26 protein-coding genes and 1 pseudogene are annotated in these 23,325 nt (G+C 55.3%); 14 read left to right on the top strand and 13 right to left on the bottom strand.

Annotated elements, in window-relative coordinates; genetic code table 11:
* Nucleotide 1: 1 nt before the first annotated feature.
* Entirely contained in the window at nt 2-1,090 is a 1,089-nt protein-coding gene (locus tag J2X72_RS15800; protein WP_310073355.1) for a hypothetical protein, read from the bottom strand.
* A gap of 124 nt (nt 1,091-1,214) precedes the next feature.
* Nucleotides 1,215-1,817: pseudogene (locus tag J2X72_RS15795) on the bottom strand (thymidine kinase).
* 191 nt (nt 1,818-2,008) lie between these two features.
* Between J2X72_RS15795 and J2X72_RS15790 the strand changes: the two are divergent.
* The 3 genes from J2X72_RS15790 to choV all read left to right on the top strand — a co-directional run bounded on the left by J2X72_RS15790 (nt 2,009) and on the right by choV (nt 4,935).
* Nucleotides 2,009-2,950 (top strand): choline ABC transporter substrate-binding protein, encoded by a 942-nt coding sequence (locus J2X72_RS15790; protein ID WP_310073353.1) that lies wholly within the window; start codon nt 2,009-2,011, stop codon nt 2,948-2,950.
* 102 nt (nt 2,951-3,052) lie between these two features.
* Nucleotides 3,053-3,895 carry a choline ABC transporter permease subunit gene (choW, locus tag J2X72_RS15785; RefSeq protein WP_210003146.1) on the top strand — a complete coding sequence of 281 codons (843 nt, stop codon included), beginning with the start codon at nt 3,053-3,055 and terminating at the stop codon, nt 3,893-3,895.
* Complete coding sequence (gene choV, locus J2X72_RS15780) at nt 3,892-4,935, top strand: choline ABC transporter ATP-binding protein (protein ID WP_210003147.1); 1,044 nt, start codon at nt 3,892-3,894, stop codon at nt 4,933-4,935. Before choW ends, choV begins: the two co-directional genes overlap by 4 nt.
* A 273-nt stretch (nt 4,936-5,208) precedes the next feature.
* Here choV and J2X72_RS15775 read toward each other — a convergent pair whose 3' ends face one another.
* From J2X72_RS15775 to J2X72_RS15750, 6 genes are all read right to left on the bottom strand, one after another.
* Entirely contained in the window at nt 5,209-5,469 is a 261-nt protein-coding gene (locus J2X72_RS15775) for a hypothetical protein (protein WP_210003148.1), read from the bottom strand.
* A gap of 1 nt (nt 5,470) precedes the next feature.
* The gene (locus J2X72_RS15770; protein ID WP_310073349.1) at nt 5,471-6,301 is read right to left on the bottom strand and encodes a dipeptide ABC transporter ATP-binding protein; all 831 of its coding nucleotides are present in this window, start codon (nt 6,299-6,301) and stop codon (nt 5,471-5,473) included.
* Entirely contained in the window at nt 6,298-7,152 is an 855-nt protein-coding gene (locus tag J2X72_RS15765) for an ABC transporter ATP-binding protein (RefSeq protein WP_210003150.1), read from the bottom strand. Before J2X72_RS15765 ends, J2X72_RS15770 begins: the two co-directional genes overlap by 4 nt.
* A gap of 3 nt (nt 7,153-7,155) precedes the next feature.
* Nucleotides 7,156-8,016 (bottom strand): ABC transporter permease subunit, encoded by an 861-nt coding sequence (locus J2X72_RS15760; RefSeq protein ID WP_210003334.1) that lies wholly within the window; start codon nt 8,014-8,016, stop codon nt 7,156-7,158.
* A gap of 64 nt (nt 8,017-8,080) precedes the next feature.
* On the bottom strand, nt 8,081-9,088 hold the full coding sequence (locus J2X72_RS15755) for an ABC transporter permease subunit (RefSeq protein ID WP_112530624.1): 1,008 nt from the start codon (nt 9,086-9,088) through the stop codon (nt 8,081-8,083).
* A 53-nt stretch (nt 9,089-9,141) separates the two neighbouring features.
* Entirely contained in the window at nt 9,142-10,746 is a 1,605-nt protein-coding gene (locus tag J2X72_RS15750) for an ABC transporter substrate-binding protein (protein ID WP_310073346.1), read from the bottom strand.
* Nucleotides 10,747-11,079: 333 nt separating this feature from the next.
* Here J2X72_RS15750 and J2X72_RS15745 point away from each other — a divergent pair, with 333 nt between their 5' ends.
* From J2X72_RS15745 to J2X72_RS15725, 5 genes are all read left to right on the top strand, one after another.
* Nucleotides 11,080-11,841 (top strand): SDR family NAD(P)-dependent oxidoreductase, encoded by a 762-nt coding sequence (locus tag J2X72_RS15745; protein ID WP_210003153.1) that lies wholly within the window; start codon nt 11,080-11,082, stop codon nt 11,839-11,841.
* A 144-nt stretch (nt 11,842-11,985) separates the two neighbouring features.
* Nucleotides 11,986-13,182 (top strand): hypothetical protein, encoded by a 1,197-nt coding sequence (locus tag J2X72_RS15740; protein WP_310073344.1) that lies wholly within the window; start codon nt 11,986-11,988, stop codon nt 13,180-13,182.
* The gene (locus J2X72_RS15735; protein ID WP_310073342.1) at nt 13,179-13,769 is read left to right on the top strand and encodes a protein-S-isoprenylcysteine O-methyltransferase; all 591 of its coding nucleotides are present in this window, start codon (nt 13,179-13,181) and stop codon (nt 13,767-13,769) included. The genes J2X72_RS15740 and J2X72_RS15735 overlap by 4 nt, the downstream gene beginning before the upstream one ends.
* A gap of 21 nt (nt 13,770-13,790) precedes the next feature.
* On the top strand, nt 13,791-14,450 hold the full coding sequence (locus J2X72_RS15730) for a hypothetical protein (RefSeq protein ID WP_310073340.1): 660 nt from the start codon (nt 13,791-13,793) through the stop codon (nt 14,448-14,450).
* A gap of 132 nt (nt 14,451-14,582) precedes the next feature.
* Entirely contained in the window at nt 14,583-14,975 is a 393-nt protein-coding gene (locus J2X72_RS15725; protein ID WP_310073338.1) for a DUF930 domain-containing protein, read from the top strand.
* Nucleotides 14,976-14,987: 12 nt separating this feature from the next.
* On the opposite strand, the gene J2X72_RS15720 is transcribed toward J2X72_RS15725, so the two are convergent.
* Complete coding sequence (locus J2X72_RS15720; protein ID WP_310073335.1) at nt 14,988-15,932, bottom strand: cell wall hydrolase; 945 nt, start codon at nt 15,930-15,932, stop codon at nt 14,988-14,990.
* Between the two features lie 238 nt (nt 15,933-16,170).
* On the opposite strand from J2X72_RS15720, the gene J2X72_RS15715 reads away from it, so the two are divergent.
* The 3 genes from J2X72_RS15715 to J2X72_RS15705 all read left to right on the top strand — a co-directional run bounded on the left by J2X72_RS15715 (nt 16,171) and on the right by J2X72_RS15705 (nt 18,073).
* On the top strand, nt 16,171-16,362 hold the full coding sequence (locus J2X72_RS15715) for a hypothetical protein (RefSeq protein WP_210003158.1): 192 nt from the start codon (nt 16,171-16,173) through the stop codon (nt 16,360-16,362).
* Between the two features lie 98 nt (nt 16,363-16,460).
* Entirely contained in the window at nt 16,461-17,231 is a 771-nt protein-coding gene (locus J2X72_RS15710) for a HugZ family protein (RefSeq protein ID WP_310073333.1), read from the top strand.
* Between the two features lie 8 nt (nt 17,232-17,239).
* Nucleotides 17,240-18,073, top strand: a complete 834-nt coding sequence (locus J2X72_RS15705; protein ID WP_310073627.1) for an RNA methyltransferase — start codon at nt 17,240-17,242, stop codon at nt 18,071-18,073.
* A 28-nt stretch (nt 18,074-18,101) separates the two neighbouring features.
* On the opposite strand, the gene J2X72_RS15700 is transcribed toward J2X72_RS15705, so the two are convergent.
* Nucleotides 18,102-19,145, bottom strand: coding sequence for a hypothetical protein (locus J2X72_RS15700; protein ID WP_310073332.1), 1,044 nt, complete (start codon nt 19,143-19,145; stop codon nt 18,102-18,104).
* A 115-nt stretch (nt 19,146-19,260) separates the two neighbouring features.
* Nucleotides 19,261-19,839: a DUF1134 domain-containing protein gene (locus J2X72_RS15695; protein WP_210003161.1), complete on the bottom strand. Its 579-nt coding sequence runs from the start codon at nt 19,837-19,839 to the stop codon at nt 19,261-19,263.
* A 318-nt stretch (nt 19,840-20,157) separates the two neighbouring features.
* Between J2X72_RS15695 and chpT the strand changes: the two genes are divergently transcribed.
* Nucleotides 20,158-20,787: a histidine phosphotransferase ChpT gene (gene chpT / locus J2X72_RS15690; protein WP_112530603.1), complete on the top strand. Its 630-nt coding sequence runs from the start codon at nt 20,158-20,160 to the stop codon at nt 20,785-20,787.
* Between the two features lie 129 nt (nt 20,788-20,916).
* Entirely contained in the window at nt 20,917-21,273 is a 357-nt protein-coding gene (locus J2X72_RS15685; RefSeq protein WP_310073329.1) for a response regulator, read from the top strand.
* A gap of 119 nt (nt 21,274-21,392) precedes the next feature.
* On the opposite strand, the gene ctrA is transcribed toward J2X72_RS15685, so the two are convergent.
* Nucleotides 21,393-22,094 (bottom strand): response regulator transcription factor CtrA, encoded by a 702-nt coding sequence (gene ctrA, locus J2X72_RS15680; RefSeq protein ID WP_112530599.1) that lies wholly within the window; start codon nt 22,092-22,094, stop codon nt 21,393-21,395.
* A gap of 492 nt (nt 22,095-22,586) precedes the next feature.
* Between ctrA and J2X72_RS15675 the strand changes: the two genes are divergently transcribed.
* Nucleotides 22,587-22,973: a flagellar export protein FliJ gene (locus J2X72_RS15675; RefSeq protein ID WP_210003163.1), complete on the top strand. Its 387-nt coding sequence runs from the start codon at nt 22,587-22,589 to the stop codon at nt 22,971-22,973.
* Between the two features lie 54 nt (nt 22,974-23,027).
* Here the strand turns inward: J2X72_RS15675 and J2X72_RS15670 are convergent, their stop codons facing one another.
* The gene (locus J2X72_RS15670) at nt 23,028-23,324 is read right to left on the bottom strand and encodes a GNAT family N-acetyltransferase (RefSeq protein ID WP_310073625.1); all 297 of its coding nucleotides are present in this window, start codon (nt 23,322-23,324) and stop codon (nt 23,028-23,030) included.
* Between the last annotated feature and the right edge of the window lies 1 nt (nt 23,325).

Raw genomic sequence — 23,325 nt, 5'->3', positions numbered from 1 at the left:
ATTAGCTCTGCACGTAATCGGCGGAATTGTGCTTCTTCAGAACCTCTGAGAACCGCCGGGAGAAAGCATCGTCAGCCAGCTTCTTGCGACGCTGGATATCCTGCGAACTGACCATGTTCCTCTCGTGCATCTCAAGAAGATCACCGATGTGCTTCTGCGCCGCAGCGCCAACACCGGCCATGGTCTCTTCAGCTGCCGTATCCACCTTGCTGCCGAGCGTATTGATCTTGTGTGCCACATCCTGTTGCGCGGCTGTTTTCAACGAATCTTCCAGCGCCTTGTAAAGAACGATGCGCTGCTCGGTATCGATCGACAGCTTGTTGATTAGCGTGCTTTGCGCCGCGATCTGGTTATTGAGAGAATCGACGAAAGTCTGAAACATGGACGTATAGCGCTCCAGCGTCTGGCTCTCTGCAAGCAGTTCCTGCTCCTTGGCCTGGCGCTCATTATATTCTGTGGCAAGTTTCGACCGCTGACCTTCAAGATCAGTGCGGGTGCCCTGATCTGTCGAGGCGGCAATCCTGTTCTCGATATCCAGCAAGAGCGGGTTTAGTTCTTCGATTCTCTTTTGCGTCGCTTCGAGGTTGGCGATGGTGGACTTGCGCCGTTCTATGACAGTCGCAAGGCTCGTTTCGGAGGTCTTGTAGCGTTCGTCCAGAACAGCTTTCTGCTCTTTCAGAATACCGACAATCCGGTCGGACTTGGAAAGAAGTTCCTGAAGATTTCCCGCAAGGGACATATTGCGGACGCGGTCTGAACGCAGGCGCTGCATCTTCTGCTTGGAGAAGACGCCGATAAACTTTTCCCAGCCCGAATAGCCTTTCATGCTTTCAAATTCAGAACCGAAAACATTGGTGGCATCCTCCAGCCCGATGATCAGCTCGGCAATGTTGCCTTCCATCACCTTCTGTTGACGCAGGACATCATCAATGCGCGCATTTTCGATATCGAAATCGGAAGCGCCGATCTTCTCATCAGCTTTGGCGAATTTGTCGAGGACGATTGTGGATTGATCGATTTTGGTCCGCATATCATTGACCATTGTTCTGGTCTTCTCGATCTCGGAATCGAAGTTCTGCAAACTCGCCATTTAATCTTCCCCTGATTACCAAAATCGCTTCTCGCGACTCGAATATAGACACGGTACATTGTGAAAAAAAGCCTGCGGGAAAATGACAGGTCTCAAGGTAAACTTGCAAGCAGAGAATCGCCGTCTAAGACTTTTGGACTTCTCCATGTGCCATCCGGCCTGTTTCCTCTTCCCAGTGTTTGCGGCAGAGCGAGACATAGACCGATTTCTCAATCGCCACCTGATCGCCCTCGATCAGAGCTTTACCTTCTTGGTCATGACGAACAACCATCGTTGCCTTGGCGCCGCAATGACAGATGGTGCGGATTTCCCGCAACGTATCGGCAATGGCGAGCAATTCCGCGGAACCGGGAAAGAGTTTACCCTGAAAATCCGTGCGCAGACCAAAACACAAGACCGGCAGGTTAAGCCGGTCGACCACGCGCGCCAGCTGCCAGACCTAATCCTTGGTCAGGAACTGCGCTTCGTCGACAAACACGCAACTCAGCGCGCTTTCACCGTGAGCCTTGGCGATAATCGAAAAAAGATCGTCTTGATCGCGATAAAGCAGCGCTTCGGCGCTCACACCCAGACGTGAGGTTATCCTTCCGACACCGTCTTCGGCATAGTGTGCAGCCGTGAACAGCATCGTCCGCATGCCGCGTTCCTGATAGTTGTAGGAGGCCTGCAAAAGCAGCGTCGATTTTCCGGCATTCATAGCCGAGTAGCTGAAATAGAGTTTTGCCATCTCCCGTTTTAATCAGAGTTGGCTCTCCGCATGAACCCCTTACAATCCACTCCCTTGCAACTTTTGTCGGAATATCAACAACTGTCGCTATTTGACCGGATTTATGCGCGGCTATGCTTGAATGCGTTTCCGTTTGGTGCTTGGTTCATGACATTGAAAATCCGGTAAAAACCGGAAGGGGAGAACTATCGATGAAAGTACTATCCAAATTCACCATTTCCCTGGCCTTGGTCCTTTCCGCGGGTACGGCATTCGCTGCGGAACCCGGATCCTGCAAGACAGTCCGATTCGCCGATGTGGGCTGGACTGACATCACAGCCACCACGGCTGCGACGAGCGAAGTGTTGAAGGCCCTGGGCTATTCGACTGCCACGAAGGTTCTCTCCGTGCCGGTGACCTATGCTTCGCTTGGCAAGAAAGACATTGACGTGTTTCTGGGCAACTGGATGCCCACCATGGCAGCCGACGTAAAGCCATATCTCGAGAACAAGACTGTCGAAGACCTCGGCCCTAATTTGACAGGTGCGAAATACACCCTCGCAGTGCCGCAATATCTCTATGACAAGGGTTTGAAAGACTTCAAGGATATTGCCAAGTTCAAGGATGACCTCGGCGGCAAGATCTACGGCATCGAGCCCGGCAATGACGGCAACCGCTTGATTCTCGACATGATTTCCAAGGACACCTTCGGTTTGAAGGGTTTTGAACTTGCTGAATCGTCTGAGCAGGGCATGCTCGCACAGGTCGCCAAGCAGACCAAAAGCGAAAAGCCGATCGTCTTCCTCGGCTGGGAACCGCACCCGATGAACTCGAATTTCAAGCTTGCCTATCTCTCTGGCGGCGATGATGTTTTCGGACCGGACTTTGGTGGCGCTATCATTCATACCAACGTTCGTGCCGGGTACACCACCGAATGCCCGAATGTCGGCAAGCTCCTGACCAATCTCAAATTCAATCTGCAGATGGAAAATGAGATCATGGGCAAGATTCTTGATGATGGTGAAGACGGTGCCAAGGCCGCTACGGAATGGCTGAAGGCCAATCCGGCGATTCTGGATACGTGGCTGGCAGGCGTTACAACCTTCGACGGCAAGGAAGGCCTCCCCGCGGTCAAGGCATCGCTGGGTCTATAACAATCGCTATCCCTGACGGGATCAGAGACCAGAGAACATGAGCCGCCCGGCGCACTGGCCGGGCTGCTCTTTTCACTTACTCATTGTGGGGATGGTTTTGGTTTGGATTGGTTAACGCAAGACAAGATTCCGGTTGGCAGGACAGCGAAAGCGGCCGTCGATTGGCTCACCACTAATTTTGCCGGATTTTTCGATGGACTTGCCGCTGTCATGCAGGCGTTCATCGACGGCCTGATGTTTGTACTGAAATATCCACATCCCCTGATCATGGTCGCGATTTTCGCCGCCATCGCTTACGCCCTGCGCCGGTCCATAGCGGTCACGCTTCTCACCATTCTTGGCTTCCTGTTCATCCTCAATCAGGGGTACTGGCAAGAAACAATGGAGACCCTGACCCTGGTGCTCTCCTCGTGCATCCTATGCATGGGCATCGGCGTACCCATCGGCATTATCGCCGCGCACCGACCGAAGTTCTATGCTGGGATCCGGCCCGTACTCGACCTGATGCAGACATTGCCCACCTTCGTCTATCTCATTCCCGCCATCGTCTTCTTCGGCATAGGTATGGTGCCCGGCCTGATTGCAACAGCAATCTTTGTTTTGCCAGCTCCCATCCGCCTCACCCATCTCGGCGTTTCCTCGACACCCCGCCATTTGATCGAAGCCGGCGAGGCATTCGGTGCATCCTCCCGCCAACTGCTATGGAAGATCGAACTGCCCTACGCCATGCCGCAAATCCTGGCTGGACTTACCCAGACGATCATGCTGTCGCTCTCCATGGTGGTCATCGCGGCACTGGTCGGGGCAGATGGCCTTGGCGTTCCGGTCGTTCGTGCTCTGAACTCCGTGAACACGGCCCTGGGCTTCGAAGCAGGCCTGGTCATTGTGGTCGTCGCCATCATACTCGACCGTATCTTCCGTCCCGGCAAGGAGCCAGGTGAATGACCGCAATCACACTGGATAATGTCTGTATCATTTTTGGCAAGAAGACTGACGGTTCGCTGTTCTTGGCCGATCAGGGAAAAAGCCGCTCGGATATCCAGGCCGAGACAGGGCATGTGCTTGGCGTTCACAATTGCACTTTAACCGTCGCTGAAGGAGAAATAGTCGTGTTGATGGGGCTCTCGGGCTCCGGTAAGTCGACGCTCCTGCGCGCCATCAACCGCCTTAACCCTATCTCGCGCGGCTCCGTCGTCGTCCATAACAATGGGCGGTCAATCGATGTGGGCAAGGCTGACAAGACAACTTTGCGGGATTTGCGCAAGCACCTTGTTTCGATGGTTTTCCAGCAATTCGGTCTCCTGCCCTGGCGTACAGTTGAAGAGAATGTCGGGTTCGGGCTGGAGCTCTCGGGTGTTCCAAAGGAAGAGCGCGCGAAAGCAGTGCAGCAGCAGCTCGAACTGGTCAACCTCAAGGACTGGGCCAAGCGTAAGGTCGGCGAACTCTCCGGTGGCATGCAGCAGCGTGTCGGCCTTGCGCGCGCTTTCGCGACAGGTGCACCGATCCTGCTGATGGATGAGCCCTTTTCAGCGCTCGACCCGCTTATTCGAACCCGCCTGCAAGATGAACTTCTCAGCCTGCAGGAGCGCCTGAGGAAGACGATCGTTTTCGTCAGTCACGATCTCGACGAGGCCATGAAAATTGGCAATCGCATCGCCATCATGGAAGGCGGACGGATCATCCAGTGCGGTACAGCTCAAGATATCCTGCTTAATCCGGCCGATGAATATGTTGCGGATTTTGTCGCCAACATGAATCCGCTTGGTGTCCTTACTGCCGCCGATATCATGGTTCCCCTTGACCGCACGCGTCCCGCCGGCAGGCCCTTTGCGGCTACAGCGCGTCCGGAAACGCCTGTGCGCGAAATCATGCAAGCGATCGCGAAAAACAGTGGCGATGTGGGCGTCGTGGAAAACGGCGCATTTCTCGGGATGATCTCCGCCGATGACATCGTGCGCGGCTTGTTAAAGCACCAGAGACACTAGAGCAAATTTTGTCTATTCAGAGCCATTCTGCCGGAGGGAATTTGGTTCAAGGTCGAGGGATTTGGCGAGGTCGATGTCTTTCCATCGGACGAAGCCGAAGCCCGAAGGAATTGGGCCAAATTCACCCGGCGCTTTGGGTTTCGGGCTGGCGGGCACCCACTTTGTCAGGCAGCGTCGTCCGACGGATAAACATCGGCCTCGCCACCTGCCGTGTGGATTGCCTCGCCATCCGGGAAACAGAACTGGCTCTGAATAGACAAAATTTGCTCTAGGCTACTCTTCTTCAGCATCCTCGTCGCCGGATTTCCCGGCTGGCTGCCAGGAATGAGGCACGACTTTTTTCTGCGTGTTCGAATCCGTGAATATCCACCAGCCGGCATCCGTTTCGTCCCACTGGCCGCCCGTGGCCTTCAGGCGATCCAGCGAACGGTACTGGCCGATGGACTCGTTTTCCTGTCCGTCCTCGTCAGTCCAGAACACCTGAACCTTGCTGCCATCCTTGGGTGCTGTGGTGATCGGCTGCTTTTTGGTCATGTCATGCAGCCTTCTTCTTGGCCAGACGCGCCCGGATGCTTTCCACATCGGACTTTGGCGTCGCCGCAAACAGCGTCTTCGTATAGCTGTGCTGCGGGTTGGCAAACACTTCTTCCCGCGAGCCATATTCAACCACTTCGCCGTAGTACATCACCATCACCTCGTCGGCGATGTAGCGCACCACAGAAAGATCGTGGCTGATGAAGACGTAGGTAAGATTGAACTCGTCCTGCAGATCCGCCAACAGGTTAAGAACCTGTGCTTGTACCGAAAGATCCAACGCAGAGACCGGCTCATCCAGCACGAGCAGGCTCGGGCTCAGCATGAGCGCGCGGGCGATGGCTATGCGTTGACGCTGACCTCCGGAAAACATGTGCGGATAGCGATTATAATGCTCCGGACCAAGCCCGACCTTCACCAGCATTTGCATGGCCAGATCACGCCGTTCGGCGGCCGTCTTGTTGGTGTTCAACAACAAGGGTTCGCCCAGAACTTCACCGATCTTCTGGCGCGGATTGAGTGAGCCATAGGGATTCTGGAAGATGATCTGCACCTTGCGGCGCATCTCCGCCGTGACGCGATCCCTGGCGATATTGATAGGCTTGCAGTCGATCAAAAGTTCGCCGGACGTTTGGGGATCGATCAGCGTCAGTATCCGGCCCAGCGTCGACTTTCCGCAACCGCTCTCGCCCACGATGGCAAGGGTCCTGCCCTTTTCCAGGGTAAAGCTGACGCCCTTGACCGCGTGCACGGTCTTCTGCTTGCCAAACAGACCGCCGCCGACATGGTAGTCGCGGACGATATTGCGGCCCTCGAGTACGATCTCGCTCATGGCGCCGCTCCTGCATTGGCGGCTTCATTCTTCATGAAATCCGCAACCGTTGACAGACGGTCGCCAGTCGCATTCTCCGGCAGGGCAGACAGAAGCGCACGGGTGTAGGGGCTTTTGGGCGCCTCGAATAGCGAGAGCACATCGGCCTCCTCCATCTTGCGGCCCTTATATTGAACAATCACGCGATCCGCGGTTTCCGCAACGACACCCATATCGTGCGTAATCATGATCAGACCCATGCCGTGCTTCGCCTGCAAGCTCACGAGAAGGTCGAGAATTTGCTTCTGGATCGTCACATCGAGCGCCGTCGTCGGTTCATCGGCAATCAGCAGCTTCGGATTGCAGGCAATGGCAATGGCGATCATGACGCGCTGGCATTGGCCGCCGGACATCTGATGCGGGAAGGAGTTCAATCGCTCTTCCGGCGACGGGATGCCGACTTGCTTGAACAATTCGATCGCGCGCTTGCGCCGCGTCGGACCATCCATCTTCATATGGAAGCGCAGCACCTCCTCCAGTTGGAAGCCGACTGTAAAGCAGGGATTGAGGCTCGCCATCGGTTCCTGGAAGATCATAGCGACGTCTCGGCCGACGATTTCTCGCCTCTGTTTGCCGGTCATCGTCAACATGTTATGGCCATCGAATGTCATGCTGTCGGCGGTGACGGTTGCGGTCTTCGGCAAAAGGCCCATCACGGCCAGCATGGCAACAGACTTACCCGAACCGGATTCACCGACAATCGCCAGAACTTCGCGAGCGTCGACCGAAAGATCGATGCCCTGCACGGCCATGAACAGGCCGGCGTTGGTGTCAAAACCAACGGACAGGTTTTTGATTTCAAGCAGCGCCATACCTCAGCTCCTTTTCAGCTTAGGATCGAGGGCGTCGCGCAGACCATCGCCAACGAGATTGATCGCAAGGACGGTGATCAGGATTGCCAGGCCAGGGAAGGTCACGACCCACCAGGCGCGCAGGATGAATTCGCGCGCTTCGGCCAGCATCGTTCCCCATTCCGGTGTTGGCGGTTGGGCACCCATGCCGAGGAACCCGAGCGCTGCCGCCTCGAGAATAGCATTGGAAAACGACAATGTTCCCTGCACGATCAGCGGCGCGAGACAATTCGGCAGGATCGTCTTGAACATCAGGCGAAGGTGGCCAGCGCCTGCCAGTTTCGATGCAATGACGTATTCGCGGTTCTTTTCGCTCATGACCGCCGCACGCGTGAGGCGGGCAAAGTGCGGTTGCAGAACGAGAGCAATTGCGATCATCGCATTGAAAAGACCGGGGCCCAGAATAGCCACGAGCACAAGGGCCAGCAGCAGCGGCGGAAACGCCAGGATGATATCCATGATGCGCATGATCAGCGTATCGACCCAGCCACGGAAATAGCCAGCCAGCACACCGAGAATAACGCCGGTGATCATCGCGAACGTCACGACGATCAAGCCGATGAACAACGAATAACGCGCGCCGTAGATCAGGCGGGAAAGCAGGTCTCGGCCCACGGCGTCGGTGCCAAGCAAAAACTGCTCCTTGCCGCCCACCTGCCATGACGGCGGCGTTAGCAAAGCATCACGGTACTGTTGGTAGGGAGCATGCGGCGCGATGAGCGGACCGAATATGGCGACCAGCACCAGAAGGACGAGGACGGCAAAACCTATCACCGCGCCCTTGTTGACGCTGAAATAGAACCAGAATTCCGAAAACCGCGCCATACGGCCCGAAGACTGGGACGAGGCAAGCGGTACGGGCGGGGAAACTTCGTTGGTCACGGGTTCCTCACTTTACGCGAATACGCGGGTTGATAACCGCATAGAGCAGATCAACAATCAGATTGACGACCATGACGATCAGCGCCACGAGCATGAGACCTCCCTGCACGACGACGTAATCGCGGCGGGAGATGGCATCGATCATCCACTTGCCGATGCCAGGCCAGGAAAAGATGGTCTCGGTCAGGATTGCGCCGGCCATAAGCAGCCCCATCTGCAAACCGATCGTCGTTATGACCGGGATCATCGCATTGCGAAGAGCATGCACACCAATGACGCGCTTGGGTTCCAGGCCTTTTGCCCGGGCTGTGCGCACGTAGTCTTCACCCAACACCTCCAGCATCGCTGAACGAGTCTGACGGGCAATGACAGCGAGCGGGATCGTTCCAAGCACGATTGTCGGCAGAATCAGATGCGAAACAGCCGATTTGAATGCGCCTTTACCACCTGAAATCAGGCTATCTATCAGCATGAAGCCTGTGGTTGGCTTGAAGAAATAGATGAGGTCCATTCGTCCTGACACCGGCGTCCAATGCAATATACCGGCAAAAAGGATGATCAGGAGAATACCCCACCAGAAGATCGGCATCGAATAACCGACGAGTGCGATGCCCATGCTCAACTGGTCGAATATCGAACCGCGCTTGACCGCGGCGAAGATACCTGCCGGGATGCCGATGATCACGGCAAAGAGCATGGCACAGATACTAAGCTCCAGTGTTGCCGGAAAAAGCGCCCGGAAATCCGCGAGTACGGGCCGCTTGCTGGCGATCGACGTCCCGAAATCTCCATGGAAAATACCCCATAGGAACGAAAAGTACTGTTCCCATATGGGCCTATTGAAGCCGAACTGGTCCATCAGCAATTGATGCCGTTCCGGCGTCATGCCGCGTTCCCCCGCAAGTGCGATGACTGGGTCGCCGGGCAACAAACGAATGAAAATAAAGGCCACAAAACTGATGCCGATAAATGTCGGAATGAGTAGCAGCACTCTGGACGCGATATAGCGAAACATGGTGACCTGATAAAAATGCGGTACCGGCCGAAGCCGGTACCGCTGGAGTAGATTTACTCTGCGACGTCGACGCTGGCGAAGTTATGAACACCGAGCGGGCTCGGGACATAGCCAGATACGTTCTTCGTCATAGCCGTCGTAACGAGCGAATGAGCGAGCGTTGCCCATGGTGCTTCACGCTTGAATACAACCTGCGCCTCTTCGTAGAGCTTGGTACGCTCTGCAGGATCGGAGACGACAGCCGCCTTGTTGATCAAATCCGTGAACTCCTTGTTGCACCATGCAGCGCGGTTGGACGTACCAACAGCCTGGCAGGACAACAGGGTTGCAAGGAAGTTATCCGGATCGCCATTGTCACCGGTCCAGCCAATGATGACCGCACCATCATGCTTTGGATCGGAAGCCTGCTTCAGGTATTCCTGCCAATCGAAGGTAACGATCTCCGCTTTGACACCAACCTTGGCAAAATCCGACTGGATCAGTTCGGCAGTGCGACGGCCGTTTGGCATGTAGGGACGTGCAACCGGCATTGCCCAGATCTTCATCGACAGATCTTTTACGCCAGCCTTTTCGAGTGCTGCCTTTGCCGCTTCAGGATTGTATTCGTCATCCTTGATCGACTTGTTGTAGGACCACATCGTTGGGGGGATCGGGTTGATCGCCGGTGTGCCCTGACCGAGATAAACCGCGTCGACGATGGCCTTCTTGTCGATTGCCTGGTTGAGTGCCTTGCGCACTTCCGGCTTATCGAACGGCGCCTGGGTTGTGTTGTAGGCAAGCGTCGAAACGTTCAGGCCTTCTTCCTGGATGACATTCAGGTTTGAATCAGCCTTCAGGCCTTCCACATCTGCCGGATCCGGATAGATCGTGAGCTGGCATTCGCCGGCTTTGAGCTTCTGCACGCGAACAGCCGCATCAGGCGTAACCGCGAAGATCAGGTTGTCGAGCTTGACCTTGCCTTTGTAGTATTCAGGATTGGCTTCGTAGCGGATAGCAGTGTTGAGCTGATAGTCCACGAACTGGAATGGGCCCGTACCAACCGGCTGTTCGTTGAACTTTCCCGGTGTTCCGTCAGCCATCAGCTTGTCAGCATATTCCTTGGAAACAATGGACGAAAAGTCCATGGCAAGGTTGGCAAGCATTGGTGCGTTGGGCTTGGTCAGCGTGACCTTCACAGTCAGGTCATCGACTTTTTCCACTGACTTGATCAGCTTCGGGAAGTCCATGCCTTCAAAATATTCGTAGGAAGCGCCGTCGACATATTTGGCCCAAGGGCTGCCTTCCTTCTGCCGTTCAAAGGAAAACACAACATCGTCTGCATTTAGCTCACGCGATGGCGTGAAATAGCTTGTTGTCTGAAACTTGACGCCTGGATGAAGTTTGAACGTGTATTCCAGGCCGTCATCGGAGATCGTCCAGCTATCAGCGAGAGCTGGTTCAACTTCCGACGTTCCCGGCTTGAATTCCACCAGCTTGTTGAAGACGGCTTGTCCTGTCGCATCGAGTGTCTCACCACCCGTATAAAGCGCCGGATCAAAACCGCCTGGGGCAGCTTCCGAGCAAAAGACTAACGACTTGGCTGCGGCTCCACCTGCCATCAGCCCACCTGTCAGCATTGCGAGCGCGGTCGCCGCAAGGAGTTTCTTGTAGGTATTCATCTTTTCCACCTTCAGAGGTTTTTTTGTGTTGCAGACCCCCATGCCTACAACGAAGGTTGCATGGAAGCCTTTGCCATGTCGCAATGCAAGCAGATTTATTCGCAGTCAACCCATCGAAACGCCGATAATACTGGATTCTGGAGAATCTCTGCCTTCATGCCAAAAAAAAAGTGAAAATCCCTAAAAATCCGTCCACTCGCTTTTACTATGACGCGTCGCGGGGTGCCTCATACTTGCGCGGCAGGGAGTGATTTTGACAGCAGGAAACACCGAAACGGCTGGATAACCGGCTAGGCCCATGCGAGAAGGCAGCAACGAGCATCGGAGACGATCATGGATACGAACGGACATGTGGCAATTGTAACAGGTGGCGGCTCGGGTTTGGGAGCAGCGACTGCCCGCGCGCTGGCGGCAAAAGGTGCGAAAATCGCCCTTTTCGACATTAATCTTGATGCCGCGCAGAGCGTCGCAAATGAGATCGGCGGATTGGCCTTCAGTTGCAACGTGTCGAGCGCAGAGGACGCCGAGAAGGCTGTTGCGCGCGTGATCGGCGAAATCGGAACGCCGCGCATTCTCGTCAACTGCGCCGGTATAGCCAATGCGGGGCGCATCGTCGGTCGTGATGGCCCACACGATCTTGACCTTTATCGACGCGTCATCGAGGTCAATCTCATAGGTTCGTTCAATATGCTCCGGCTTGTCAGCGATGCCGCTTCAAAGCTCGATCCGCTCGAAACGGGCGAACGCGGTGTGATCATCTCCACCGCATCCGTTGCCGCTTTCGACGGCCAGATCGGTCAGGCGGCCTATGCGTCGTCCAAAGCCGGTATAGCCGGCCTGACCCTACCCGCTGCGCGCGAACTTGCGCGTTTCGGCATTCGTGTCATGGCTATTGCGCCCGGCATTTTCGGAACGCCGATGCTGCTCGCCATGCCGCAAGAGGTTCAGGATTCCCTGGCTGCCGCAATCCCATTTCCGTCAAGACTTGGCAAGCCGGAGGAATATGCGGCTCTCGCCCTGCACATCATTGAAAATCCGATGCTTAACGGCGAGACTATCCGTCTTGATGGCGCAATCCGGATGGCTCCAAAATGAAGAGGCAAGTTGACGCATAAATCGAATTGTGGGTTGCAACTTTTACGCGCCGGCGATGTTCTGTTAACGTCGGTCATCTAGAATCTTTGGTAGAGTTGTCATAGGCCGCTGACACCGATTATACCCGACGAGAAAAGGTTGCAGATGTCCGTTATCAATCGTCTGGTCGTCCTATTACCAGGCTTTGAGCATATGCCTGTAGAGGCTCATCATCGCCGCTTTACTCGCGAAGCGGCCAAGACCGCCCCTGTCTACGACATGTCCTTGACTCAGTCTGAACCGCTGCGCGTTTCCTCGACCGATGGCGGGATCGCAACCGGCGAATTCAGTCTGCATACTTCAGGCGAAGGCTGGTCGGCTGATACGGATTTCATCCTCTACGGATTGGGCGACATCACCCTTTTCTACGCCTCCAGAAATCCGCTAAGGCGGTTGCTGAGTGGAATTATCGCCCTGCTTGATTTTATCCTCACCGGGACGTTCTTCCGGTTTGTTGCGACGAGTTGGCGCTATGCCCTGTTCTTCGTTTATCCATTGTTGATCTGCTTGGTAATACTGGGTGCATCCTACGGCACCGGGCGCCTGGCCATGGTGTACAACCAGACCAGCGTACCGGTCGCGCCGGTGATAGCCTTGATGACCGCCATCCTGTTGTTCTGGCTTGCTGCCTCGAAGCTCCATTTCCTGCTCCTCATGGATGACTGGACGTTTGCCCGTGATATGGCGCGGGGTAAACGTCCGGATGTGATGCGGAAGCTGGATCGCGTCATCACCGATGCGGCCAACCGTATAAGCAATGCTCCACCCGGCACAGAAATCGTCGTTGCAGCTCATAGCCTGGGCGCCGTCTGCGCACTTCCGATTCTCGATGCCGCCCTTCGCCGCGAGGGTTCCCGCAGATATGGCCTGCTCACTGTCGGGTCCAGTCTGTTGAAGGTAGCGTTGCATCCTGCTGCTCGCACCCTGCGCGAAAGTGTCGAGACCGTTGCAAAAAGCAAAACGGTCTGGATCGACGTGCAATCGCTGACGGACCCAATGAATTTCTATCAATCTGATCCCGTGCGGGACTTAAAGATAAAAGATGGAAAATCGCCCATCCTGGTGAGAGTGCGTTTCCGCAACCAACTTTGCGATGAGGCCTATAAATCTATTCGACGGGATTTCTTTCGCGTGCATCGCCAGTTTGTTTTCGGTGTTGAAAAGCGCACCCATTACTCATGGCATGCCATTTTATGTGGTCCGGAACAATTCGCCGATGTCGCCGCGTTGGGTGGCCTGCGCTGTGATCAGAACACACCATCCCCGGCAAAACTAAACATTGCTGGAACTGCCACCACATGATCTCTCTTGTTTCTGCCGGCAAGGTCTTGTGGGTCCTCCATGTCGTTGCCTGGTATGCGCTGCGCCGTCCATTCGATCGACGCGCGCGCAAGGTGAACCTCAAGGTCGATCGGCGGAAGGGCGCCGATACGGCCAGACTGGCGGTTTCCCTCGCCGGCCTCGGTATCATTCCAGCAATCTACGTTATGACCGACCAGCCACGTTTTGCATCCTACCCGGCAAGCTCTACGCTTTTTCTGCTTGGTATTGCCTCCGGAATTCTCTCCTTGATCATGTTCCGTCTCACGCACAAGGCGCTGGGAAAAATGTGGTCCGTATCGCTGCAGTTGAAGCAGGACCACAAGCTCATCACCACGGGCATTTACAAATATCTGCGTCACCCGATGTATACCGCGTTCTGGCTCATGGCATTGACCCAGGCGCTGCTCCTCCCGAACTATGTCGCCGGCCTGGCTGGCATTGTTGGCTTCGGCTATCTGTTTTTTTCTCGGATAGGCCCGGAAGAAGCGATGCTGCAGGAAGCATTTGGAGAGGAGTATAGCCGATACCGCGCGCGCACGTGGCGTGTCCTGCCTTATGTCTACTGACCAACCGAGAAAAGGTTAATCGTGCCTCCAGTAACACTCCAAGCAATCATCGCCAGCATCGCCGCAATTTCCCTCACAGCCTGTCAGTCAGTCCCCCAATCCACCAGCGCCATAACGGTATCGGCCTATGCCCCTGAAACGCCGCAGCTCAGCTGCGCTCCGCACGGTAACCCCAATGGCTCACCGGCGAAACTGACCGCCAATCGCACAAGAATCGGTGATCCCGCCTATATCGAGTTCCGCCAGCGTTTCTCTCCCGGCATACCGAGCGGTCATCTTTATGTGGTTTTTGGGCGATTGGACGCCAAAGGCAATCCGGTGACGCGCCTTTATACCGGTCTCTTCCCGAAAGGCAGTCTTGCTGGGTTGTATGCCGGCGCGATTGTCCCGATGCCCTCGGATCTGATGCCGAGCTATGCCGACTGCCATCTCACGCCGAACGCGGCGTATCGCGTATCGCTGACCGAAAGTCAGTACCAGCAATTGCTTGGTAAAGTGCAGGAAGATCTTGCCAATCCGCCCATGTGGCGCATGTTCGGCTATAACTGCAACAACTACGCCGCGTCACTCGGTAGCGTTGCGGGATTGGTCGAGCCCGCCAATCGCGCACAGCCGTCGTTTTCCTACATCTATGCCTATATCGATGCGAACGGCGATGGGAGCAAGAAATCCGCTAGTTGAGGGGGAACACTGCCGTTTTATGCAGGCCAGCGGGCTTTCATAATTTAGTCCCAATCCGGTTGGTATCAATACCGCGCCGGGACCAGAACCAACGACTCGTCCTTTGCGTTCACACGATGAAAGCCGCCCACGATGAGAACAATAAGCGCCATGCTCTTGGTGTCGACCGCCTTGGCAAGTCCGGCACGCGCTATGGACAATGGCGCTGCGGAAGAGCTGAAGCGGCTGGACCCGCAAACGCGGCTCGAACAGCGCTGTGATCTCGAGGCAATGGAGCGCATCCACAAGGATCCGGCCAAACTGGTAGCGGACGAACTGGTCGCCTATGCTTTTGAAGAGCCGAAGATCAAAGGCGACAAGATCCGCTCAGGCGGTGCAGCTTTCCGCAGCAAGGGCGAATGGTATCATTTGTCCTACACCTGCGCCACGTCTCCGGACCACATGACGGTGTTGTCTTTCCAATACGCCATAGGACAAGTTATTCCCCATAGTGAATGGGCTCACCACTATTTGGTGTCCGAATAGTTCGCATGAAAATCAGTTGAGGGTGCTTGGACGATCCTGCGCCAAAAGCATCTGGCCGATCGCATCCACCTTCTTTGCGGTCGGCGCCTCATAGGCCAGCGCACTGGTCTGCAGGCTTCCCTCTGCCGTCGCGGCTGGCATCGTTACAGGTTGCGGAGCCGTGTACTCCATTGCCTGCGCCGGAGGATCAACCGGTACTGCTACCCTGTCGCTGGCAAATGCCATTTGGGGTGGTAAGGGAAGGTCAGCCTGAGCGACAACGATTGGCTGTTGGCTGGTATCCTTCACAACACGACCTGAAGTCGCTGTGGACATCGTCGCAGTAGCCGGCGCAGCGCTGGCCATCTGCACATTACCCCCTGCCATTCTCGTGCTGGCGATATAGGCATTGGCAATCGCTCGGCTAGCATCATTCGAAGCTATATCGGCTGAATGATAACGGTCACGTTTTTCATAGAATGCATTGCCGCCCGCGACGACAGTGTAATGCATGTTCTTGTAGGGGAAGCGAAGACCCGCAGTATGGAAATACATCGCGTTCTTCACTTTGGGATTGCGCTCACCCTTGAGCACGGCGTCCGCAGCAGCTTGCACGTCTGGCATTGCCACTGAACGCATGGGCCGCGATAGCACGCCCGGCGCAAACTGGTTTTTCTGACCCACCACGCCGCAGATGGAATTTCCCCATTTGCCTGAATCGAGGCGGTTCATCACCACGGTCCCGACCGCAAGCAAGCCTTCCTTGCTCGAGCGATTGGACTCGAAGAACATCGCCCGTTCAAGGCATTCCTTGTCCTTCGGTGTATAGGCGTAAGAAGTAGTTTTGGTACCCGAATGCGTCGTCAGACCGGCGGATAATTTGCCTGAGTTCTGGCTCGTCGTACAACCGGTGACGAGACCGGCCGCCGCAACAATGCCTATAACAGAATGGAGTTTTCCCCTACCGACGCCGTTCACGAAGCATTTCTCATCGCTGTTAATCCTGCTGGTGAAGTTGCTGACAGATTGATGCGATTTAGGGCCAAACAATGGCAATGATCATCATTGTGATATACGACATTACCATCTATTTGAAAATATGCCGTTATTTTATTCATTTCAACAGCAAAAAAATTTCAATAATGGCAAAATTAAGAACTTGTTTACCACATTTGCCCTAAACTTTGTGCATCTGCCCAAGCTCGTAAGGCACACTATGCGCAATCAGTCAGTCCGCTACGATACTCGCGAATCGCTTATGGCAGCGCTTGTCGAACTCATGGCGTTACAAATTCCGGTTGAAGATGTTGCGCCGGTTTTGTGCACGATCGGACCGGTCGATCTTGATCTGCTGGCCGATTGCATGAACGATATCGGCCTTAACGATAATCGGGCGATCGCAGCCTGATATTCCCGGTCCACCCTCGCTACCTCTCTACACAGGGCTTGTTCCAACCCGTGTGACAAACTATCAATCGGCAAGATGGCCGGTTTGAGGGATGAGACGTGAGCGAAAAAAAAGACGTCCTTCGCGAGATTGACGACAATGCAATACGCCTTGCACGCACGTTGATGCGGACCGCGCGCCATGCCGTGATTGCGACGCTCGATCCCCAGTCCGGCGCTCCGATTGCCACGCGCGTGGGCGTCTCGACGGATCATGATGGCGCACCAATCATCCTTGTTTCGGCCCTCGCCGCACACACACCGGCACTGCTAGCCGATCGTCGGTGCTCGCTTTTGGTCGGCGACCCCGGCAAAGGTGACCCACTCGCCCATCCGCGGATGACGATAACCGCCAGGGCGCGAGAAATTGCCCGCGATACGCCGGAACACGCGCGCATTGCATGGCGCTATCTTTCCCACTTGCCTAAGGCCAAGCTCTATGTTGGCCTAGGTGATTTTCGCTTTTTCCGGCTGGAACCTGAAAGCGCCAAGCTGAATGGCGGCTTTGGCCAGGCTTATCAATTGTCAGCGAATGATTGGCTTAGCCTCAGCCCGGTCAACGATGAACTCGCGGCCGCGGAACGGGGCGCCGTCGACCACATGAACGAGGACCATGCCGATGCTATCGCGCTTTATGCCCGCTTTTATGCCAAGGCACCCAATGGCAAGTGGCGCATGACGGGTATCGACGCCGATGGCTTCGATCTGGCCGACGGTGACGACGTCCTGCGTATCTTTTTCCAGGAGCCACTGAATTCTGCCAAGGATATGCACATGACGCTCGTGCGCATGGCTGGCGAGGCCCGCGCCGGGCTCGCGTCGCAGTCGTGAAAACACGGGTGCCGGAAGAGCACGACTGGCCGCAACATCGGGTAACCCGCGTCACCGATGCTGAGGACGACCGGCTCGCGCCCTACCGGAATGTGCGTGAACGGGATCTCGTCGGGCGCGAGGGCCGGTTCATCGCCGAGGGCAAGGTTGTCCTCAATGTCCTGTTGTCCAACCCGGCGTTCGCGGTGGAATCGCTTCTTATACTTGAAAACCGGCTTGCCGGACTGACCCGGCAACTCGAGCTTTGCCCGCCTGATGTACCGATCTATTGCGTGTCCCGCGAGGTTATGGATGTAATTGCTGGCTTTCCGATGCATCGCGGCATCCTCGCCGTCGGCCGCCGCAGCACGCCGCGATCCATCGATGCGCTGATCGATATAATGCCGGACGAGGCTCTAGCGGTCGTTCTGTGCGGCATTTCAAATCACGATAACATGGGATCGATCTTTCGCAACGCAGCCGCCTTCGAAGCGGATTGCATTTTGATGGACGAAACCAGTTGCGATCCGCTTTACCGCAAGGCCATCCGCGTATCGGTCGGCGCGGCATTGAAAGTCCCCTTTGCCAGGGAAGGATCTATCGAAACCATCGTGGCCAAATTGCAAACGGCCGGGTTCGACATTTTTGCCCTCAGCCCCGCCGGCACCACCAATATTTACGACGCCAGGCCCTCGCGGCGCGTTGCGCTGCTTCTGGGCACAGAAGGCGACGGCCTACCAAAGCTGCTCTTGCAAAAACTCAAGACAGTGAGAATCCCTATGTCCATGAGCTTCGACAGCCTGAACGTCGCGACAGCTTCGGGCATCGCACTGTCGCGTTTCGGCCGTTTTTCTGGTCACTAGAGCAAGTTTAGTCTTTTCAGAGCCAGCTCTATTCAGCTGTGACAGATTCTGAAGCCGCCGCCTGCAAAGCCCGAATGCGATCGGCCAGGCTCACGATGATTTCGCCGTTTTCATCATGGACCGGGGACGTTTCGCTCTCGGCTTTCATCATGAGTTCGTTGACCTTCGAGGTTGGGCCCTCCAGCCGAGCGACCATGGCAACGACCTGCGCGGCAAGCGTATTCATCTCTTCGCGCAAGCGCTCGGTTTCCTGCGCCTGCACCAGCGCCTGTTTGCCGCGCGGCGTATCCAGAACGGAAGATCCCTGGCTGCGGCCTTCGGCGAGCACCTTGCGCAAACGTTCATTGATCCGCTCGATTTCCTTCTCGCGCCTTGAAAGCTTGGCCTCGCTATCGGAAATTTGCCTGAGCAGCGCGCTCTGGCGTTTCTCAAGCTCGGCGCTTCGCTGGGTTTCCTGCGCCAGCGAGTGCTGTAGTGCTTTGATCTCTGCTTCCGCCCGTAGCCTCAGGTTGTCGCTGTCGCGCTTATCCTGCCGGGCCTCTTTCAGATCATCCAAAAGATTGTCGATCCGGGCCGATTGCGCTGCGACTTCGATTTGAAAACTGTCCGCATTCATCGCGACACTGGACACGCGGCGTTGCGCGAGTTCGAGTTCGGCTGATTTTTGCTCGATCAATCGTTCATGCCCTGTGATCATGGCCGCAGCTTTCTCCAGTTCCTTTTCACGATCGGCGAATGACGATCGTGACTCGGCAATCACCGCATCGCGCGCTGCAAGTTCAGAGGTGAGATTGCGCATGAGCCGCTCTTTCTCGCCGAGTTCGACCAACTGCAGTGCAGCTTTTTCGCGGGAGCTCTCCAGCATCAACTCGAGCTTCCGCTCGGCGATCGCATGTTCGGCGCGCAGGCCATCCCGCTGGGCTTGTATCTCGTTGAGCGTCAGCGGAGTTTCCGCCTCGACACGCTTGCGTGTGAGCAATGTCGCCCGGCGCCAGATGGGCGGCGCAACCAAAAGCGCCACCAGCACGGCGCTCAGGAATCCGAAAGCAAAATATAGTGCAGACTGGATCACGATCAGGGTCCTGTTTGATATCTATCTTGGCACAAGGCGTACTAACAGTCAGGCCATGAAACGCAAAGACGCGAACTGAAGAGTCCGCGTCCCGATTACAATATGGTGTATTTTATCAGAAAGGATTCCACGTCGCCGTCTGAGTAATCTTCAGGTAGCCGACATTGACACCCAGACGTGCACCGACGCCCGTCCTGATCGGAACGAGCAGGACTTGATTCCGCTTGAGCACATTGAAACCCACACCGGCGAAAAGATAGGCGGAACCGGCAACTCCGATAAAGCGGCCATAGAGGTTCTGCACATCGTCGAGATTGTAGACCAGCATCATCACGCGCGAACCCTGTCCGCCGAAATCCCAACCGATCGATGGGCCTTGCCAGAAGGTTTTGTGATCCCCGGCATTCTTGGTGTAGAGCGAACCTTCACCATAGGTCAGGCCGCCGATAAGGGCGCCAGATCCTTCCTCCCCGAGAACATAGCCGTTGGGCAGGCCATAGCTTTGGAAGACTTTTTCGACAGCCGTGGCGAGCCCGCCTGAAGTCGATCCGAAGAACCGCTGGCCCGAATTGACGATTTCTTCCATCGTATAGGTTTCTTGCGCACGCGCCGTCTGCGCCTGGGCGAAAACGAGTGACACAAGTGTCAAAATGAGGAGGAAGCCGCGGTTCAAAGACAAGAGTAGAGACGCCATCATAATTCCTTTTGGCTGTTCGCTTCTTTGCCTGACGCCTGATGCAAGGATGAGCAGGTCTTGCGCCTGCTTTTAAAATCGAATTCATTTTAAGGCGCTAAACCTTGTATAAAAGTTTATGAATCGATCTTGGCATTTCAATGACTTGCAAAGAATGGCAAAAAGCTCGAAATTTCAACATTTACAGGCGCTGGCCAAGACGTTCTTGCCGATCATGACCGAGCTATGTATCCAAATAGGCCAGAAATCGGAGTGATTCGCGTGTTACTGATTCGCGGCTGCCTCTGAACCACCAGCCAATCTTCAGGAGATTTCCCCATGACATTGCCCGTTATTCTCTCGGCAACGGACCTCGGAGCGCTCCTGAGCAGCCGCATCTGCCACGATATCATTTCACCCGTTGGCGCCATCAATAATGGTTTGGAATTGCTCGAAGAAGGCGGTTCCGATGAAGATGCGATGAGCCTTATCAAATCCAGCGCACGCAGTGCGTCAGCTCGCCTGCAGTTTGCGCGTATTGCTTTCGGCGCCGCCGGCTCCGCCGGGGTTCAGATCGATACCGGCGATGCGCAGAATGTCGCCAATGAATATATGAAGGGCGAAAAAGCCGAATTGAGTTGGGAGGGTACCCGGGTTCTGCTGCCTAAGAACAAGGTGAAGCTCTTGCTCAATCTGGTCCTGATCGCCAATGCGGCCCTGCCTCGTGGTGGTACATTGTCCGTTGCCCTGCAAACTCCGGAAACACAGCCGCGCTTTGTCCTGACCTCCCGTGGTCCAATGCTGCGCGTCCCGCCGAAATTCCTTGAACTGCACAGCGGTAAGGTTCCGGAAGAGCCGATCGATGCCCACGGCGTTCAGCCCTACTATACGCTGCTTCTGGCCCAGGAAGCCGGCATGACTATCTCGATCCATGCCAGCCCCGAAGAGATTGTCTTCACGGCGGCGTAGCTGATCGCGCAAGTTGTCCTAAAAATTTACCATCAACCTTGGGTGTTTATTCACCCAACGGCTGGTAGTCTTGGTCGCGGGACAAACGCAACTCGGGTTTTGCGGGGAGTTTTTCAATTGCTACGCTGCATGATTGTAGATGGATCTCCTGTGGTCAGGAAGGTTGCACGGAGGCTCATCGCCAATGAAACGACCGTCGTGACAACCGCCGATACCGGCTATCAGACGATCGCCGCCTGTAGTGTTGAAATGCCCGACATCATCATCCTCGACGACGCGCTATCCGACATGCCCGCGCCTGAGATCATTAGTCAGGTCCGTGCTCTGCCGGGCGGTGAGAACAGCAAGATATACCTTTGCTTGCCCGAGGTTGACCTGAGCCGGATCATGCGGGCAAAACGCGCTGGTGCAGCCGGATATCTGCTGAAACCGTTCAATCGTGCTTCCATCGCCGAAATCCTGATGGAATTGCCGTTGACGGGTTGATGGGGTGAACACCATGCTGCTGATCGTTCGCCAAGCGGTACAGCACAGAATTTATGCTTTGAAGAATCAAAAAACGGAGGCCGATCGCCTCCGTTTTCATTGGTAAAGTGTTGGCGAGATTAAGCGATTTCGCGCAAATCCGATGCATCCGGCTCACGCAGCACATAGCCGCGGCCCCAGACGGTTTCGATATAGTTGATACCGCCGGATGCATTGTCGAGCTTCTTGCGCAGCTTGCAGATGAAAACGTCGATGATCTTGAGTTCCGGCTCGTCCATACCGCCGTAGAGGTGGTTGAGGAACATTTCCTTGGTGAGCGTCGTACCCTTGCGAAGCGAAAGCAGCTCCAGCATCTGGTATTCCTTGCCCGTCAGGTGAACGCGCTGGCCGGTGACTTCCACCGTCTTGGCATCCAGATTGACGATGAGGTCGCCGGTGGTGATGACCGACTGGGCATGCCCCTTGGAACGGCGCACGATCGCATGGATACGGGCAACAAGTTCGTCCTTGTGGAATGGCTTGGTCATATAGTCGTCGGCGCCGAAGCCGAGGCCACGAACTTTGTCCTCGATGCCTGCCATGCCGGAAAGGATCAGGATCGGCGTTTTCACCTTCGACAGGCGCAGCGTCCTCAGAACTTCATAGCCGGACATGTCCGGCAGATTGAGGTCGAGAAGAATGATATCGTAGTCGTAGAGCTTGCCAAGATCGACACCCTCCTCGCCCAGATCCGTCGTATAAACATTGAAGCTTTCCGACTTGAGCATCAGTTCGATGCTCTGGGCCGTTGCACTGTCGTCTTCGATTAAAAGAACCCGCATATCATTCCCCTTTTCCCGCCGCTGAAATGGGTTGCCCAAGAAACCTCGATCAGGGCAATCCCGAAGTCAGGTCGCGAAACAAGCCGTTTCCATAACGTTAAGATTGCCACCGAATGGTTAACAAAATCTAATTCCGCTTTGCAAGTGTCTTTGACTCTTGATTTAAAAATCATTGGCACCGCATTGATTCATAACGTCAACTCACCGGTCAAAAATCATAAGGCGCAGCATCAGGTTCTGGCCTTAAGCGATTCATTCGACTCGATAAAATCGCCGTCTAAAAACTTGCCGCGCTGATTTACAGAGCTTTAAGTCTTAAGGCGTATGATTAATGCTGAACGTAAAGGAAAGGTTACCAGACAGGGCAACCTTTAAGTTTTTGTTTCATTTTTCCGAAGTGATTCGGGGTGAAACGGCGCCGGATGATCGATCGCCAGCGTTTTGGCAGGATCAGAGTACTGGCTTTTGACAGGTGTTGAGGGGGTAGTGAGTATGAAGTCGCATGAAGGTTTGGTTCGGCTGAAGCTCTTTCAGGTCAAGGAAAAGCGCCGTCAACTCGGCCAGCTTGATTTGATGATGGGCGAATTCGAACGCATGGCTGCCGAATTGGACGCGCAGATACTGTCCGAGGAAAAAAAGGCCGGCATTACCGACACCACGCATTTCGCCTATCCGACGTTTGCCAAGGCCGCCCGTCAACGCCGCGACAACCTGTTTGATTCAATTCGAGACCTGAAGGCCCAGAAGGATGATGCCGAAGCGGCTCTTGCAGAGTCGGAGGCAGAACTTGCCAAAGCTGAGGCACTTGAGCAGCGCGATGGCAAGCCGCGTGATATTGAAGAAATTCCCGTCACCGATAAGCGGGCGATGATCGGATAGTCAGAAGACTTGATGAGAAATCAGTTCCCGTGGGTGTAACGTTCCCAAAAGACCTCATCTCTGCTGGACGACGTCCGTCCATTCCTCGTGCCTCAGCGATTGCGCGCGCATGAACGGGCAAAGCGGAATGATTTTCCAGCCGCCCGCCCGCGCATCTTCTACCGCATGCAACGCTAGGGCCTGCCCCACACCCTGGCCACGTAACGCATCCGGCACCGCCGTATGATCAATGATGATCAGATGCGGGCTGGCACGTGAAAACGTCATCTCGGCCTCGTGTCCCGATACCACGGCTACGTAGCGCCCGCCGCTACCCGTTTCCTGTTTATCAATACTGATTTGAACTGCCATT

Source organism: Phyllobacterium sp. 1468, from assembly GCF_031455525.1.
Classification (GTDB): domain Bacteria; phylum Pseudomonadota; class Alphaproteobacteria; order Rhizobiales; family Rhizobiaceae; genus Phyllobacterium.
Note: the sequence above shows the minus strand (reverse complement) of the source record. Positions and strands in the feature narration are given on the sequence as shown.